Origin of the sequence: Coraliomargarita algicola, from assembly GCF_033878955.1 — a bacterium.
Lineage (GTDB): Bacteria > Verrucomicrobiota > Verrucomicrobiia > Opitutales > Coraliomargaritaceae > Thalassobacterium > Thalassobacterium algicola.
Genome location: NZ_CP138858.1, coordinates 3,697,989 through 3,713,938 on the forward strand (window position 1 = coordinate 3,697,989; position 15,950 = coordinate 3,713,938).

A 15,950-nucleotide genomic window follows, 5' to 3' on the forward strand; every position below is an offset into this window, starting at 1 on the left:
ATTTGAATTGATTGCGTGATGCAATGACATTGCTACTGATGCGTGCCCGACGATTCAGAGCAGCCTTTACGACGCGGGCGTGACAAGTCGCGCCCCTACGAGAGAATTAATCTTTGTTGGGCTGAGCCAGCCTGGCTCCGTCACTACTTTCGATTTGCGAAGGCTTTACCAGCTGCGGGCGGGCGGCGGAGCTAACCCGCCTACGTTGTGAACTCCCCACTTCTTACTCTCCACTTCCTACTGGCGCGCGCAGCGCGCCTAATAGCCGCGAATCGGCGCGAGCCAGCGTTCGGCTTCTTCTAGGTCGAAGCCTTTGCGCTGGGCGTAGTCTTCCATTTGGTCTTTGGCGATGGGGCCGACTTGGAAGTATTTGGCCTCGGGGTGGGCTAAATAGAGTCCGCTGACGGCGCTGCCGGGGGCCATGGCGAAACTGCTGGTCACGGTGGCGCCGGTGTTTTTCTCGGCGTCGAGGAGTTCCCAAATGGTGGCTTTCTCGGTGTGGTCGGGCTGGCTGGGGTAGCCGGCGGCGGGACGGATGCCGCGATACTGTTCTTTGATCAGGGCTTCGTTGTCGAGTGTCTCATCGGCGGCGTAGCCCCAGAGCTCTTTGCGCACGCGCTTGTGCGTGTATTCAGCCAGGGCTTCGGCGAAGCGGTCGCCGAGGGATTTGACCATGATGGAGTTGTAGTCGTCGCCGGCGTCTTTGAATTCTTGAGCAAATGTATCTACTCCTTCAATACAGCAAACGAAGGCGCCGCAGGCGTCGGTGAGGCCGCTGTCCTTGGGCGCGACAAAGTCACTGAGTGCGAAGTAGGGCTTGTCGGTGTTCTTCTTTTTCTGCTGACGCAGGGTGTGGAAGGTGACGAGTGGTTCGCCGCTGGTGGGATCGTAGAGCTCGACGTCGTCGCCGATCGAGTTGGCGGGGAAGAGGCCGACCACACTGCGTGCGCGGAAGCGTTTCTCTTGGATGATTTGTTTCAGCAACTTTTTCGCATCTTCGTAAATGACCTTGGCTTGCTCGCCGTATTTATTGTGTTCGAGAATCTTGGGGAAGACGCCCTTGAGTTCCCAGGTCCAGAAGAGGGGGGAGTAGTCGAAGTGTTCGGCCAGTAGCTCCAGGTCGATGTGGTCATCGACGGTGAGGCCGGGCTTTTGCGGTGCGATGAGGTCTGCTTGTTTCCATTCGGGCGCGCAAGCTTGTTTACGCGCTTCGGCGAGTGGAATGAGGTCGGTGGCCTTTTGGCTGGCTGCGAAGCGCTCGCGTTGCAGCTCGTTTTCAGCTGCGACTTCGGCGGCAAAGGCGTCGCGTGTCTTAGGGGTGAGCAGCTTGTTGCAGATCTCAGTCACCAGCGAGGCGTCGCCGACACGGACGACGGGCTGGTCGTAGTGCGGGGCGATCTTGATCGCGGTGTGGGCCTTGCTAGTGGTCGCGCCGCCGATCAGCAGCGGCTGAGTGAAGCCGCGCTTTTTCATCTCTTTGGCGTTGAAAATCATTTCGTCCAACGAGGGGGTGATGAGACCGGAGAGGCCGATGATATCGGCGCCCCAGGCTTCGGCTTCTTCTAGGATCTTGTCGCAGGAGACCATCACGCCGAGGTCTTTGACTTCGTAGTTATTACAGGCGAGCACCACCGCGACGATATTTTTGCCGATGTCGTGCACGTCGCCCTTAACGGTGGCGATCAGGAATTTACCGGCGGAGGAACTTTCGGTGGCGTTGGCCTTTTCCGCTTCCATGAATGGGAGCAGGTGGGCGACGGCGCGCTTCATCACACGGGCGCTCTTGACCACTTGCGGTAGGAACATGTCGCCATCGCCGAAGAGTTTGCCGACGACTTTCATGCCGTCCATCAGCGGGCCCTCGATGACGTCGAGCGGCTTTTCGTATTTGAGGCGCGCTTCTTCGGTGTCGGCGTCGACGTGGGCGACGATGCCTTTGACCAGTGCGTGTGAGAGGCGCTCTTCGACGCTGCCTTGGCGCCAGTCGTCCTTTAGCTCAGCCGTTTTTTTTTCCGCTGCGGCGGGAATGGCGCCACTGCCGGATTTCAAAAAGGCTTCCAGAATCTCCGGATTCTTTTCCTGAGTGGCGCGTTCGAAGAGTGCGCGCAGCGTGTTCATGCCTTCCAGCATGGCGGCGTTGATGCGCTCCTCCGGGGTGCCTGCGCCGAGCGTGATGGTGCCGGCTTTGATGGCTTCGGCGAAGTCGATCAGTTTCTCGGTGGCTTCGTCGTTGCGATTGAGCAGCACATCTTCGACCAGCACTTTGAACTTCGGGTCGATCTCGTCGTAGGGCATCAGCATGCCGGGATTGACGATGGCCATGTCGAGGCCGGCGGCGATGGCGTGGTGTAGGAAGGCCGCGTGCATGGCTTCGCGCACGGGATTATTACCACGGAAGGAGAAGGAGATATTAGAGAGGCCACCGCTGGTGCGGGCACCGGGGCAGCGTTTTTTAACTTCGCGCACTGCTTCGATGAAGTCGACCGCGTAGTTATTGTGCTCCTCCATGCCGGTGGCGACAGTGAGGATGTTGAGGTCAAAAATGATGTCCTGCGGGTCCATGCCCACCTCTTCAGTCAGGATCTTATAGGAGCGCTCGGCGATGGCGACCTTGTCGTCCTTGGTGGCGGCCTGGCCCTTTTCATCGAAGGCCATCACAATGACCGCCGCGCCGTAGCGCATGACGAGTTTTGCTTGAGCACGAAACTCGTCTTCGCCGCCCTTGAGGCTGATGGAGTTGACGATGCACTTGCCTTGCACGCACTTGAGGCCCGCTTCGATGACCGACCACTTGGAGCTATCGATCATGATGGGCACCTTGCAGATGTCCGGCTCCGAGGCGACCAGGTTGAGGAAGCGCGTCATGCAGGCTTCGCCGTCGAGCATGCCTTCGTCGAAATTGATATCGATGACTTGTGCGCCTTTTTCCACCTGCGAGAGCACGATGGCCAGGGCGCCGTTAAAATCGTCGGCCTTGATTAGCTTCTTGAAACGAGGGGAGCCCGTGACGTTGGAGCGTTCGCCCACATTGATGAAGGGCGTCTCGCCCATGATGATGTTGAGCGCTTCCAGACCACTGAGGCGTTGTGCGGGCACCACAGTTGGAATCGGACGTGGTGCGTATTGGGAAACCTCTTTGACCACGGCGCGGATGTGGTCCGGCGTGGTGCCGCAGCAACCACCGACCAGATTGACCAGGCCCGCCTTGGCAAAGCCGCCGACAGCGCTGCCGGTGTGATCGGGCGTTTCGTCGTAACCCGTGGCGGCCAATGGATTGGGTAGGCCCGCATTGGGGTAAACGTGCACGTAGGTGTCGGCCACCCGTGAGAGCTCTTCTAGGAAGGGCTTCATCAGGTCGGCACCGAGGGCACAGTTGAGCCCCACGCACATTGGCTTGGCGTGGCGGATTGAGTTCCAGCAGGCCTCGACTGTTTGACCCGAGAGCGTGCGGCCCGATTGGTCGGTGATGGTGATTGAAACGATGACCGGGATCTGCGCTTCCAGAGTGTCCTGGAAGTCGGCGATGGCGTGCAGGCAGGCCTTTAGGTTGAGCGTATCAAAAACAGTTTCCGGCAAGAGCAGGTCGACGCCGCCTTCGACCAGCGCTTCGGTTTGCTCGTAGTAAGCCTTGTAAAGTTCGTCGTAGCTCGTGGCGCGAAAGTCGGGGCTATTGACGTCGGGCGACATCGAGCAAGGACGATTGGTGGGGCCGATCGCGCCCGCGACGAAAGTTGGGCGGCCCTCTTTTGCGGAGACCTCATCGGCCACCTTGCGGGCGAGGCGGGCGGACTCGATGTTGATGTCGCGCACGCGGTGCTCAAGGCCGTAGTCGGCCTGTGCGATGGTGGTGCCACTGAAAGTGTTGGTCTCGATGATGTCCGCGCCCGCTTCGAGAAACGCGCGATGGATGTCGGAGATAATGTCCGGGCGAGTGATGGAGAGCAGGTCGTTGTTGCCCTTGAGGTCGCCCTTGACCGCGTCAAAGGAGGCGTCGCGAAAGTCCTTTTCCTCCAGCTTGTGTTGCTGGATCATGGTGCCCATCGCGCCGTCCAAAAAGAGGATGCGCTCCGCAAAAAGGTCGGCGAGGAGCTGACCTTTGGTAGTCAGTGGCTTGGTCTGGTGTGAATTGCTCATCATGTAAATATCAACATATCCTTATATGTTGATGTGTTGTTTGCAAGGGAGGAATTCACTAAATTTTCTAGGTTATGGAATCTGTCCACTGTGTACCTGGAGGGGGAATTGTTAGCTCAAGTCATATTTCTGCCTGTGTGACTCTATCTTGAAACTTTCCAGCAAGTAGTCATTCTCGCGACGTGAGTTACGATGATTTAAGTTTAGACGAGACTGAGGCTTTGGCTTTCCTGCAAAATTTAATGCCTATGGGGTTTGCAGGTGCCGATGTGATGTCCGAGTTGGCTCCTGAAGGTTGGGCGCAGTGTGAATTGGTTCGCGCTTTTCATCCTACCGCAGAGCAGCTGCGTGAGGAAGCAAAGGCATTTTATGAAGAGGATCGGAAGTATCGTGAGCATACGGGTGAGGTCGATGAAGATTTTGAAGCAGAGTGGCCGGAGGTGCCTTTCCCTGGGGTAGGTGAGATTGAGGTCCCTGAGGAGTGTCGCGAGGCGCAGCCAATCGATCCAGATCGGGAATGCAGGGATCTGGTCGGCCGCATTGTATGGGAGGTGCTGGCCGATGATCACTCCGTGATTGCTAATGACGGGCGTCGTATTGATCTCGGGGATTACGATGACGCGAGTGCCGTGCTCAATCTGTTTGATCTAGGAGAGCTTGATTTCGAGCCGGAGATGGAAGATTGGTTGGACATGTGGGATCGTGGACGTTCCGCGCGGTTTAGCGCTGACATGGCTTTCATTGAAGGACGAGCGGATCTTGTCCCCGTCTACGAGCTGATCTTTAGACGGATGCAGGCACTCGATATGGATTGGATCTATCAATTTCCTAAGCTCAGGTTTTTCGGTTTTGAGGTTCCCGAGGCGCCTTTAGAGACAGGTGACAATTTTTCCCCAGTGGAAGCATTTCTCAGTGAATTGGAGCACAAAGAAGCGAAAGAAGAATGTGAGCAAAAACAGGCGAAGCTCGACGCACGAAATGAAGAGCTCGCAGAGCAGGCCGCCAAGGAAGAGCCGCCGCTTATCGTGCAGGCTTACATGAACGTGTTTGGTCGCAGGCCGAGTGGTTGGCCGCCAGCCTGAATGTTGCTTTTTGTTGGAAAGCGCTTTTTGAAGTATTCTGAACTTGCCCCGATGGGACGGCTTCCCCTGGGGAGGCCGTGTGGCAGTTGCTAATTTTTTCGTCTGCGCTTTAGCATCGGAGGAATGCATACGAGACCGCCGAGGATCAGTGCGTAAGAACTGAGCTCTGGCACTGCGCTGACATTATCAAGTCCGCCGGTGCTGCCTTCAAAATGAAAAAACATGCCCTCCCAGTTGGCAGGGTTGGAGGCGTTGAGTGCTACGTTGCTTAGATTTAGGTTGATGTTTTGCAGATTGGCGATGCTCATGTAGGCGCTCTCGGGGGCTAGTGGGTCTTGGAAGGAAACCGAGACACTGCCTGTTCCAGAATTTGCGGTGAAATCGATGTCTAATCGGTAATTGATCCATGCGCCAGTTACGCTGAGCCCACTGAGAGCAGTGCTAGTTTCTGTGCCTAGGTGATCTTTAAAGATTAAGGTATCGTTTTGGCCTTTGCTATAAAGGTTGAAGGCAAGTTCGTTGCTATTGTTTTCAATTATATCATCGTTGTTATAATCGAAGCCGAGTCCGAATTCGCCTCCCCAGTAGGGTGTGTGGAAACTGAAGTCAATGGTCGCATGATCGATCCCGTCAAAGTCTGGCAATGAGTAATTACTATCATTGAGGCGTGAGCCATCGACTCCGACACCAGCTCCGGATTGAGTGAACTGGAGGGCTTTGGACCCATCGGCTGAGGCACCCGCGACGACTTGCACATCGTTGGAAGTGTTGTAGAGTGTGGTTGTCCAGTTGTCTTGTCCGTCGAGGTCGCTTTCAGTCAGTGCTTCAAAGCCGTATATGTTGATGGATGCATTGCTCGTTGTGGCGAGCAGGGTCGATGCAATAGCGAGGGGTAGGATTCTGTTCATGAGTATTCTAATCGTCAGTATGTTGTGAAGGGATTACAAAGTATCACTTTTATACCATGGATCGTGGTTTCGTCTATCCCCTCGACGGAGGGGGGTAGGCGAAGTTGACTCGATTGTGTGGCTGAATGTTAAATGCCTGAGTTCGGCATGTTTGGATGGCCCAAAGTGCAGCGGATAGACGGTTTTCGACACCGATTTTCTTGAAGATAACTTTTAAATAGCCTTTGACTGTATGCAGGCTAATGCTGAGTAAAATTGCGATTTCCTCATTTGATTTTCCTTCAGTCAACCATACGAGAACATCGGCTTCTCTTGGGGTGAAGCCTGCTCGGTTGAGGATTTTGGGGTCGATCTTATGATGAAGTTTCTTGCTGTGTTCATGCGCGAGCAAACGCGCATTGGCGAGTTGACTTTGTGCCAGTGAGAGTAATTCGCGCTCGCGAGAACTGTAGTCGACGTAGCCTTTACGTTCGATGCCTAGGAAGTTGATTTCGTTGTGATTGCCAGGGATCAACACGGCGCAATGGTTCGTTACGCCTAGTGCTTTGAAGACATCCTCGTAAATGTCTAGTTGCTTAAATTGACGCGGGCTAAAGAAATCTGATGTTGTGAAGGGCTTGCCCGCGTTGACTGTCGGGTCCCAACGGAAGAGTGCGTATTGCCCCATTAGTTCGGAGAAAATCGGCATGAGCTCGGCGAAGTTGCTGATGGATTCGCTGAGCTCGATTGACAGGTTTTGGCTGTCGAGTTGCAGGCTGCCGAATGCAATAAATTCTGCGGGAAGCAGCTTGGATAGAAATCGGAAACTACGTGCAGCGTATGTTTCGAGGTGTAGGTTTGGTTTATAAAGTTCGAGGCATGCTTCGTTAAATTCAGAAAGGAACATTGTCTTTGCATTTAGATGATAGGGGCACGTGGGGTATCGTGTATGTGCAAATCATCTTGGCTAATTGAGCCGAAAAGATCAACTGATCACTGCCTGATTATACCTAATTTCATTCTTGTTCCGCATTATGTGGATGGGGGTTGTCGGCTGCTATTTTACTTCGGGCGCTTGTGCCAGGGCGGCGAATTTTGCAAATCCGGCGGCGAGGGCTTGTAAGCTGGCATCGTCGGGAAGTGTGATGCGCAGGCTGGGGCGTCCTTCGGCGTCGCGCTCGGTGCATTGTTCCAGGCCTTCGGTGAATTGACGTTGGAGTGCTGTTTGTTGCTCGCTTGGGTCGGTCTGCGGGGCGGGGAGTGCGTCGTTGAGGAAGGCGAAGACGGCGCTGAATAATTGGCCGCCACTGAGGGCCAGTTGCTCTTTGCGGGCGGCATCCTGTGCCGCTGCTTCTGCGCGTTGGCTTTCATCGATTGGGGCGTCGCCTTCGGCACCGATCAAAATTTCTAAGCGCCGCTTGAGCTCTTCGATGCCGCATTCGAGTGCGACTTCGTTGAGTTCGGAGTCCATGTCGACGGCGGCGGTCGCGAGCTCCTTCTTGGCGGAAAGTGTGGCGAGTAGGTTCTCTTCGATGGTTTCGTCGGTGACGAGTATGTAGACTTGGACGGGCCGTTTTTGTCCCATACGATGTGCACGGGCGATACGTTGCTCCAGAACTGCGGGATTCCAGGGTAAATCGACGTTGATCACGGTGTCGGCCGCTTGCAGGTTGAGGCCTGTCGAGCCGGCATTGGTCATAATGATGAAGCGGCAGTCGGGGTCTGTCTGGAAGGTTTTGACCAATTGTTGGCGCTTCTTCTGTGGCACTTTGCCGTCCAAGCGCACGAAGCCCGCCTTACAGCTTTGAAGTTGCTCTTCGATCAAGTCGAGCATTTGTGTCCACTCGGAAAAGAGCACGACTTTACGGCCCGGTTCGGCGCAGAGTTGTTGTATCAGTTCGCCGAGTTTTTCTAATTTAGAAGAGTAGCCGGGGCGTTGCTTATCGACGAGCGTGGTGCTATCGGCGGTCATGCGGCACATGAGCAGAGCTTTCTGCAGTCGCATAAAGTCCATCTCTGTCAGGTAGCTTTTGCGTGTGATGCTGGCGACTGTTTGCATGTGGTGGGCGTGCAATTCTGCTTGTTCGTCGGTCGGGGGGATACGGATGAACTGTGTCGAGCGCGGTGGGAGCTGGCCGAGCACGGAGTCGCGCGTGCGGCGTAGAATGATAGGCTCTATGTGGGCACGTAGTTCGTCGAGTTTGCGGAAACCAGTTACTTTGCCGTCGGTGTTGACGACACGGTGTTTACTAAAGAAGCGATACGCGGGGCCGAGGCGGCGGTCGTCGATAAACTCGACGACAGAGTAGAGCTCATCCAGACGGTTTTCCATCGGGGTGCCGGAGAGTACTAAGGCGAAGGGGGAGCGCAGACCTTTCACCACGCGGCTGGTTTTTGCTTCCCAATTTTTAATGCGTTGGCCTTCGTCGAGGATGATCAGGTCCCAGTTTTGCGATTCGATATGGAGAATGTCTCGCATGACCTGTTCGTAGTTACAGATCGTGAAGAACCCGCTGTTGGCATATTGTGCTGCCCGTTCCGCGGCAGTGCCTAAAACTTGGGTGGAACCTAGGTCGGAGAATTTGGCGATTTCCGCCTGCCATTGCGCTTTGAGGGAAGCGGGGCAAATGACGAGTACGCGCTCGATGTTGGCTTCCTCTTTGAGCAGCGCGGCGACGCCGATGCCTTGGATGGTTTTGCCCAGCCCCATGTCGTCGGCGAGAATGGCACGGCCAGCGCCTGCGGCAAAGGCGATGCCGTCGAGTTGATAGGGGAGCAGTTCCGCTTTTAACAGACGAGTACGCAGTGGGTGCGCATCGGGGTTTTCACGGATACTGGCTGTTTTCGTTTTTAGGTGGCTACGAATGAGTTGTTCTTCGATCCAGCGTTCTGCATCGGGATAAATGCGCACTGGTTGTTCGGCGGCTTCGAGCTCCCGAACGAGGTCGAGTAGGCGTCGTAGCATTTCCGGTGCGGCTTTGTCTGTGAGTGCATCGTAGGCGCGCAGCTTTGCGAGGAGTCTTTGGGGGAGCTGAGAGTTGGCTGGGCGCAGTAGCCGTGGTGTGAGCTCGTTGCCATAGGTGAGTGCGACGGCAAACTCCTTTTGCACGTGTGGGGTTTCGAGGTCGGCTTTTTTGAACTTTCGTTGAATGTGGGCCTGTAGTTTGATCAGATGCTTACAGGTGCCGAGCAGATTGGTTTTGAAGTCCTGACAGGAACAGTAGGCGTTGTTCGGTTCAAAACTACGCAGGGCGGCGTGGTAGCTTTTGCCAGATTGATAGTTGAGGATGCTGTAGTCGGCCCACGGGGTGCTTGGGTCGTGTGACTCGATCTTCATGCGCTCGTCCTTGGCGCGTTTTTCACGTTGTGTAATGGCGTAGAGGGTGAGTGCTTCGTCGTCGAGCAGCTCCCAGGGCGGTTCTTCACCAGGAGGTATGGAGAGACCCAGTTCCAGTTTGTTGTCCAATACCAAGTGGAGGACAGCAGCGATCAGCGTGTCGGATTGGGGGCAAGGTGTGCAGTCGATTTTGAGCCGCTTGCGCTTATGTTCTGAAAGGCTAATGGTGACGACGGCATTGCGTTTGCCGTTAATCACCTTGAAAAAGCGTACCTGTAAGCGTTTCGCTGTGAGCTTGGCCTGTTGGGGGATCTCGATTTGGTATTGGCGACAGTTGGCCAGCAGCGACTTCGCGTCTGCGCCGAGGAGTTTCTCGACTCGCTTCAGATTGAGCCGGGAGAGATGATCGTGTAAGGTGCGTTGTTTGGCTGGTTTTGTGGCCATGGTTGAATTGAGCTTATTTCTTTAGCGATTTAGAACTTTGTGCCGATGCGTAGTAGCACCGAGCCGTAGATGGAGCGGTTACTCTGGTGCTCGAACTCGTCGCTGCGGACGATATGTGAGAGGCTGATTTCTAATTGTTTATAGCGGGTGGCTAGACCGAAGATGAGTTCGCCGACCCATGGCTCGGAGTCGACCGCCTGGTCCCAATCACGGAATAGGGGGCCGTCGAGCGTGATGTCGTGAAGGACGGCGTAGCCGCGGGCGCCCGCGAAGCCGTAGAAGGAAAAGTTCTCCTTCGCTGAGCGTCCGCCATCGAAGATCGTTTCAGTGAAGCTGCCGAGTTGCACACGTGGGGTGGCGTAGCGGCTTGGTAGTTGGTAACCTGCTCGTAGGAGTGTGCCAATATAGGCATTGGTGCGAAAGTTGCCGAGCGCGCCGCCCCATTCGTAGAAGCCGTCTAATTCGATGGGCCAGTTTTGAGTGTGGTCGAGAAACCGGAGTCGCTGTTTGTGGTCTAAGTGTAGGTTGATGGTGAGCTCGCCCGGGGCTTGAGAGTCCCAGCCTTGGAAGGTTGGGCTGTCCGAGATGTTACTGTGGACCCAGTCCTGAGCTTCTTGGGCGTAGCTGTTTTTCCCTGTGGTGCCGATTGAGAGCGTGGCGGTGCTGGCGGAGTCGCCTGCGGCAGCTTGCAGGGAAAACTCGAGTCCGAGCCAACCGGCGTAGGGACGTTCGCCTCGCGGGGCGGTGGTGGTATTAGGATCTGCGGGGGTAAACATCAGCTGTGTGAGGCCGATCCCGTATTGAAAGGTGACTTCGCCTTCGTCGGGGAAGCGAAAGTCGTTGAGCGTATTGCCGCGCTCAGAGCCAGTGAGTCGGCGAAGGGTCTTTTGCAAAGTGTCGTGCTCCTCCGATTCGGGGGCGAGCTGACGGGCAAAGGCGATGCGCGCGCCATTGGTGTAGCCGTCGTCGGTGCCGGTGAGTAGGTCGTTGTCCCACTGGCCGATGAGTTGCCAGGGGCTATTGGGCTCCGCGCTTAGGAGGCTGCTGGCAATGCTGAACGAGGCGATGAGTAGTGGGTAATGGAGTCTCATATGAGGTTGAGCATTTGGAACTTTCGACAACTGGCAAGGCGTGGTTATTGCCGTTCTCGACAAATCTGGGAATACTTGCAGGCTGCGACGGCATGCCTAGGTTTATATTCAATCGTTTGGGGATAACTATTACCGCTACGGTCACTACGCTGGTGGGGAGTTTTATCTTAGCCGGTCTGGATGCGGCCTGGTGTGTGCTTTGGCCGAGTTTGGCTGCACTGGTAGTCGTATTGGTCTCGCGTAGTGCACTGGTAGGCTTGCTGGTGGGCGCGGTGTGTGGCGCGATTTTACTCTCCGAAGGTTCCATGCTGGGGGCGATCGAGCAGCTGTGCTTGAATCAGTTTGGGCCGATTTTTGGCTCATCGTGGAAATTGAGTGCGATGTTATTTACGCTGATACTGGGGGGCTTTGTGGCCTTGGTTGAGGCGGGTGGCGGTTTGCAGGGCTTAGTCAGGCGCTTGTTAGGCTCGGAGCGGGCTGCGCATCGACGGATGCAAATGACGGTTTTTGGATTTGGGCTGCTGGTGTTTTTCGATGGCTTAGCCAATGTGATGCTGATTGGGCGGCTCCTAAGGTCTGCGGCGGATCGCTGCGGGGTCTCGCGTGAGAAGCTGGCCTATCTGGCCGATACCACCGGTTCGGCGGTGGCATGTCTGGCGTTTATTTCGACCTGGATCGCATTTCAACTTTCGATGATCCGCGAGGGCTTCGCCTTGGCCGGACGGGAAGATGTGAGCGCGTATGGGTATTTTTTTCGATCCTTACCGACGAATTACTATTGCTGGTTTGCGCTGATTTTGGCGCTGGTGTGTGTCTGGAGAGGATTTAATCCCGGGCCGATGGGGGCCGTGGAGCGCACGGCCCGGGAGTCGATGACGTCGGGGGCGGATCGCTCGTCGGAGCTGCACGCGAGTCATTGGGGGCTGGCGATTGTTCCGATTGCCGGGCTGACGTTTTCGATTCCAGTGCTGACGTATGTGATTGGTTCGGAGACTTTGTGGCCGTTTAGTCTGAGCAAGTTTGCGGCGGCCTATGGAAGTGCAGAGCGGTATGTGCCACAGATATTAGTGGCGTCGAGTCTGCTGGCATCATTCGTTGCGGCGGTGACGTATGCGATGGCACTGCGTGCGCGGGCTGAGCAAGACCCGTCGTTGTTACATGGTGTCGCGCCTCGTCGGCGGTCTGCGGAGTCGGCGAGTTGTATTTTTATACAAGGCGTGCGCGAGATTTCGGTGCCTGTATTGATATTGGTGGCAGCATGGATGCTGGGAGCTGCGATTAGTCAGTTGGGCACGGCTACGTGGCTATGTGAATGTCTGCAGGGCTGGCTGCCGTTGGCTCTTTTGCCGGCTGGCACTTTTGTCCTGGGAGCTGCGATTTCATTCTCGACTGGCACTTCGTGGGGGACGATGGGCGTCTTGATGCCGTTGGCGATACCTGTGATTTATTCTTTAACGGCAGGCGAGCTCGATTTGGAACGTGATCGCTTGGTGGTGGCTGCGATTGGAGCGGTGTTTAGTGGGGCGGTTTTTGGGGATCACTGTAGTCCCTTTTCGGATACCACGATTGTGGCTTCGATTGCTGCGGGGGTAGAGCCGGTGAATCATGTGTGGACACAATTACCCTTTGCTTTGATTGCGGGAGCTGTGGCTTTGGTGTGCGGCTTTATTCCTTTGGGCTTCGGTCTGCCAGCGCTTGTTTGCTGCGGGGCGGGCGCGCTGGTGCTTGGCTGTTTGCCTCGTGTTTGGAAAAGATCGTGTATAGGCTGAAACAAATGTGTGACTAAGTTGTCTTCTCGATTGCCCTTACTCTCGAGGGCGGATAACTCCCTATGATACATGCGCGTTGATTCACATATGCACACTCCACTCTGCGGCCATGCCGTGGGTGAACCTATAGAATATGCTGCGATGGCGGCTGAGGTCGGGATTGATATAATCACGATCACTTGTCACATCCCGATGCGTTGGGAGGCTTTTGGGCAAGCAGGTATTCGCATGCACCGTGAGCAACTTGACGATTATGTGAAACTAGTCAAAGACACTGCGGAGCAAGCTAAGTCGTTTGGGGTTGAAGTGCTTTGCGGCATTGAGGCTGAAGTGTATCCAGATGAGGCTGAACTGGAGCCGATGGATGAGATTCTGGCGGCTTATGACTTTGACTTCGTGCTTGGGTCGTTGCATGCGCAATGCCGCAGTTATATTGAATGGCTAGCTAAGAATAAGGTGAAAAGTGATGCGATGAAGATCGATAGTTACTTCCGCCACCTTAAAGATGGTGTGCAGTCGGGGCGTTACGATAGTATGTCGCACCCGGATGTGATACGCACTTACGGCGTGGTCCGACATTTCAATCCTGCGGAGCACGAAGAGGTGATTCGCGAGTTTTTGCAGGCGGTTGTCGACGAAGATATTTGTATGGAGGTGAACACCAGTGGCCTGACCAAGGGGGCCTACGAAGTGCATCCGGATCCATTGATTCTCGATTGGGCGGGTGAGATGGGTGTGAAGCTCACGATCGGCTCCGACTCGCATCGGCCCACATCTGTAGGGCAATATTTCGAGATTATACAGCCTATGCTACGCGAGAAGGGCTTTAAGGATTTACACTATTTCCGTGGTCGCCAGCGGCAACGAATCGACATGCCTGCTGGGAGGAAGTTGAAGACTGGCTCTGTGTCGTGACGCTGCGAGCTGGCTGGGGCGCGTTGCTAGATTTCCTGACAGTCGATGAGTGCGCCAAGGAATACGAGTTCAGTCTCTCCTGTATTGCGGATCGCTTGTGATTCGCCGCTGCGTGTGATTTGCAGGGTGCCGGGAGTGAACGGATGCTCGCTGCCGTTGTCGACGACTATACCAGTGCCGGAGATACAGTAGTAAAAGTCCTCTTCGTCTTGATGCGAGTGCTCGCCGACACTTGCGCCGGGTTCGAGACGGACGACGCCGACGCTCTTGATGGCGCTGCCTGGAAAGAGATCGATGAGCTTGTGGGCGCTTACGCTGCCGTTGCCGCCGCGTACACCTTCGGCGATTTCGGGGATTACATCATGTACGTTCTTAATCATGCGGTGAATCTAATGGTTCTGATTGCTGAATCAAGTCTTTGCTAATCATTCGTCGGATTCAATATGCGCTGAGCGCGTTCGGCGACGGTCTCGCCTTGTTGGGAGAACGGGGCATTGCGCATGGGTTGTTTGTCGCGGTCGCGCTGCCGGGGGCTCTCTTTATCATAGGTATAGATCGTGACTTTGGGGGGGCGGTAGTAATAGCGCGGATTGGTAATCACCGGGTCGGTGTAATAGCGGAGCCCATAGTTTGCGCTGCGCCGCTGGTTTTCGGTTTCTTTGCGTAATTTTTCGGCCTCCAGGCGTGCGGCTGCGGCTTCTTTTTCGGCTTGAGCGACGCGTGCTTCCAGTTCCGCAATTTTTTGTTGGCTACGCAGTTCTTCTAATTCGGTTTGATAGCTGGCCAGGGCAGTGGCGATTTGTTCGGAGACATCCACTGAGGGGTAGCGAATTTGAAAGCTGCGCCAATAGTCCACTCGATCCTTGGCGGGCAGGGCTGTGAAGGCGCGGCTGGTCATTTTTTCACTGCGAATGGCTTCGCCTTCTTGGGTGCGTGCGGCTCGGCGGCGCTCTTGGTCGAGCACCCATTTTTCACGTTCGAGGCGCAGGCGTTCTTGATCGGCCTCAAATTCTGCTTCGCTCATGAGTTCGACCTCGGTGACGAGACCGTGTTTCAGAGTAATTTCCCCTTGGGGATAGAGCAGTAGGGCTTTTTCTCGCAACTCGATCGTCCCGATGGGCTTGCCCAACTTCTCGATGACTTGTTCGGTGCTGTGCCCTGTTTGAATGGGGCTGGCTGTTAAGGATAGGGATAGGCACAGCAGCAGCGGCAGGGCGAGCAATGGGGGAGATTTCATGATGTCATGAATATAGTGGGGCGGTCTTTAAAGGCAAACACACACAGAAGTTCAAAATTTGGTTGAGAATCGGCTGAGGCGCTCCATCTTCTGCGTTTTTACAAATTTAAGACCACTTTATACTATGGAAGACGTCATCATCTTAGGCACCGGCTGCGCCGGACTCACTGCGGCCATTTACACTGGGCGTGCACAGTTGAATCCTCTTGTGCTAGAAGGCGCACAGCCAGGCGGGCAGCTCACCACGACCTCTGAGGTTGAGAATTTTCCTGGTTTTCCAGAGGGCATCGATGGCTACACCATGATGGACAACTTGCGTAAACAAGCGGCACGTTTCGGTGCGCGCTATGAGCACGCTAAAGTGGATAAGATTGAAATCGTCGATGGTGTCAAAAAGCTCTATGCGGGCGATAAGGTGCTGGAAGCCAAGACTGTGATCGTAGCGACAGGCGCACGTCCGCGCCTGCTCGGTATCCCCGGGGAGACCGAGATGTTTGGAGGCAAGGGAGTGACGACATGTGCGACTTGCGATGGCGCTTTCTACCGGGATATGGATGTTGTGGTCGTCGGCGGCGGCGATTCCGCGGCTGAAGAGGCGCTGTTTTTGACTCGTTTTTGCTCTAAGGTGACACTGGTGCACCGTCGCGACGAGTTACGTGCCTCACAGATTATGTCGGACCGTGCGACTTCGCATGATAAGATCGAAATGGCATGGAATTCAGCGCCGACAGAGATTTTAGCGGATGAGAAAGGCTTTACACGTGCGATTCGCGTTAAAGATACCCAGACCGGTGAGGAGCGTGAAATTCCATGTAAGGGGGTTTTTATCGCGATCGGACATATCCCCAATACGGATTTTGTGGAAGGCTTGCTAGAGCGTGATGGTGATGGATATATCGTTCCTGAGCTAGGCAGCCAAGTGAAGACCAAGTATGAAGGCTTCTTTGCCGCGGGCGACTGTGTCGACCATGTGTATCGTCAAGCGATCACGGCTGCTGGAATGGGCTGTCAAGCTGCCATCGAGGCGGAACGCTGGTTAGCGGAACAGGAGTAG

Annotated in this window: 11 protein-coding genes; 4 read left to right on the forward strand and 7 right to left on the reverse strand. The window is 55.2% G+C overall.

Features of this window, described 5'->3' with window-relative positions; translation table 11 throughout:
• Positions 1 to 258 precede the first annotated feature (258 nt).
• On the reverse strand, positions 259 to 4,137 hold the full coding sequence (locus SH580_RS15275; protein ID WP_319831704.1) for a methionine synthase: 3,879 nt from the start codon (positions 4,135 to 4,137) through the stop codon (positions 259 to 261).
• 179 nt (positions 4,138 to 4,316) lie between these two features.
• Between SH580_RS15275 and SH580_RS15280 the strand changes: the two genes are divergently transcribed.
• Positions 4,317 to 5,216, forward strand: coding sequence for a hypothetical protein (locus SH580_RS15280; protein ID WP_319831705.1), 900 nt, complete (start codon positions 4,317 to 4,319; stop codon positions 5,214 to 5,216).
• An 89-nt stretch (positions 5,217 to 5,305) separates the two neighbouring features.
• Here the strand turns inward: SH580_RS15280 and SH580_RS15285 are convergent, their stop codons facing one another.
• From SH580_RS15285 to SH580_RS15300, 4 genes are all read right to left on the reverse strand, one after another.
• Positions 5,306 to 6,124 (reverse strand): hypothetical protein, encoded by an 819-nt coding sequence (locus SH580_RS15285; RefSeq protein WP_319831706.1) that lies wholly within the window; start codon positions 6,122 to 6,124, stop codon positions 5,306 to 5,308.
• Between the two features lie 73 nt (positions 6,125 to 6,197).
• A complete protein-coding gene (locus tag SH580_RS15290) occupies positions 6,198 to 7,010 on the reverse strand; it encodes a helix-turn-helix transcriptional regulator (RefSeq protein ID WP_319831707.1) in 813 nt (270 codons plus the stop codon).
• Between the two features lie 150 nt (positions 7,011 to 7,160).
• Complete coding sequence (locus tag SH580_RS15295; RefSeq protein WP_319831708.1) at positions 7,161 to 9,884, reverse strand: DEAD/DEAH box helicase; 2,724 nt, start codon at positions 9,882 to 9,884, stop codon at positions 7,161 to 7,163.
• A gap of 29 nt (positions 9,885 to 9,913) precedes the next feature.
• Positions 9,914 to 10,975 carry a lipid A deacylase LpxR family protein gene (locus SH580_RS15300; protein ID WP_319831709.1) on the reverse strand — a complete coding sequence of 354 codons (1,062 nt, stop codon included), beginning with the start codon at positions 10,973 to 10,975 and terminating at the stop codon, positions 9,914 to 9,916.
• Between the two features lie 116 nt (positions 10,976 to 11,091).
• Between SH580_RS15300 and SH580_RS15305 the strand changes: the two genes are divergently transcribed.
• Positions 11,092 to 12,744 (forward strand): Na+/H+ antiporter NhaC family protein, encoded by a 1,653-nt coding sequence (locus tag SH580_RS15305; RefSeq protein WP_319831710.1) that lies wholly within the window; start codon positions 11,092 to 11,094, stop codon positions 12,742 to 12,744.
• Between the two features lie 87 nt (positions 12,745 to 12,831).
• Entirely contained in the window at positions 12,832 to 13,659 is an 828-nt protein-coding gene (locus tag SH580_RS15310) for a histidinol-phosphatase (RefSeq protein ID WP_319831711.1), read from the forward strand.
• A gap of 26 nt (positions 13,660 to 13,685) precedes the next feature.
• Here the strand turns inward: SH580_RS15310 and SH580_RS15315 are convergent, their stop codons facing one another.
• Positions 13,686 to 14,039: a cupin domain-containing protein gene (locus SH580_RS15315; protein ID WP_319831712.1), complete on the reverse strand. Its 354-nt coding sequence runs from the start codon at positions 14,037 to 14,039 to the stop codon at positions 13,686 to 13,688.
• 41 nt (positions 14,040 to 14,080) lie between these two features.
• The gene (locus tag SH580_RS15320; protein WP_319831713.1) at positions 14,081 to 14,896 is read right to left on the reverse strand and encodes a hypothetical protein; all 816 of its coding nucleotides are present in this window, start codon (positions 14,894 to 14,896) and stop codon (positions 14,081 to 14,083) included.
• Between the two features lie 124 nt (positions 14,897 to 15,020).
• Between SH580_RS15320 and trxB the strand changes: the two genes are divergently transcribed.
• Positions 15,021 to 15,950 (forward strand): thioredoxin-disulfide reductase, encoded by a 930-nt coding sequence (gene trxB, locus SH580_RS15325; protein ID WP_319831714.1) that lies wholly within the window; start codon positions 15,021 to 15,023, stop codon positions 15,948 to 15,950.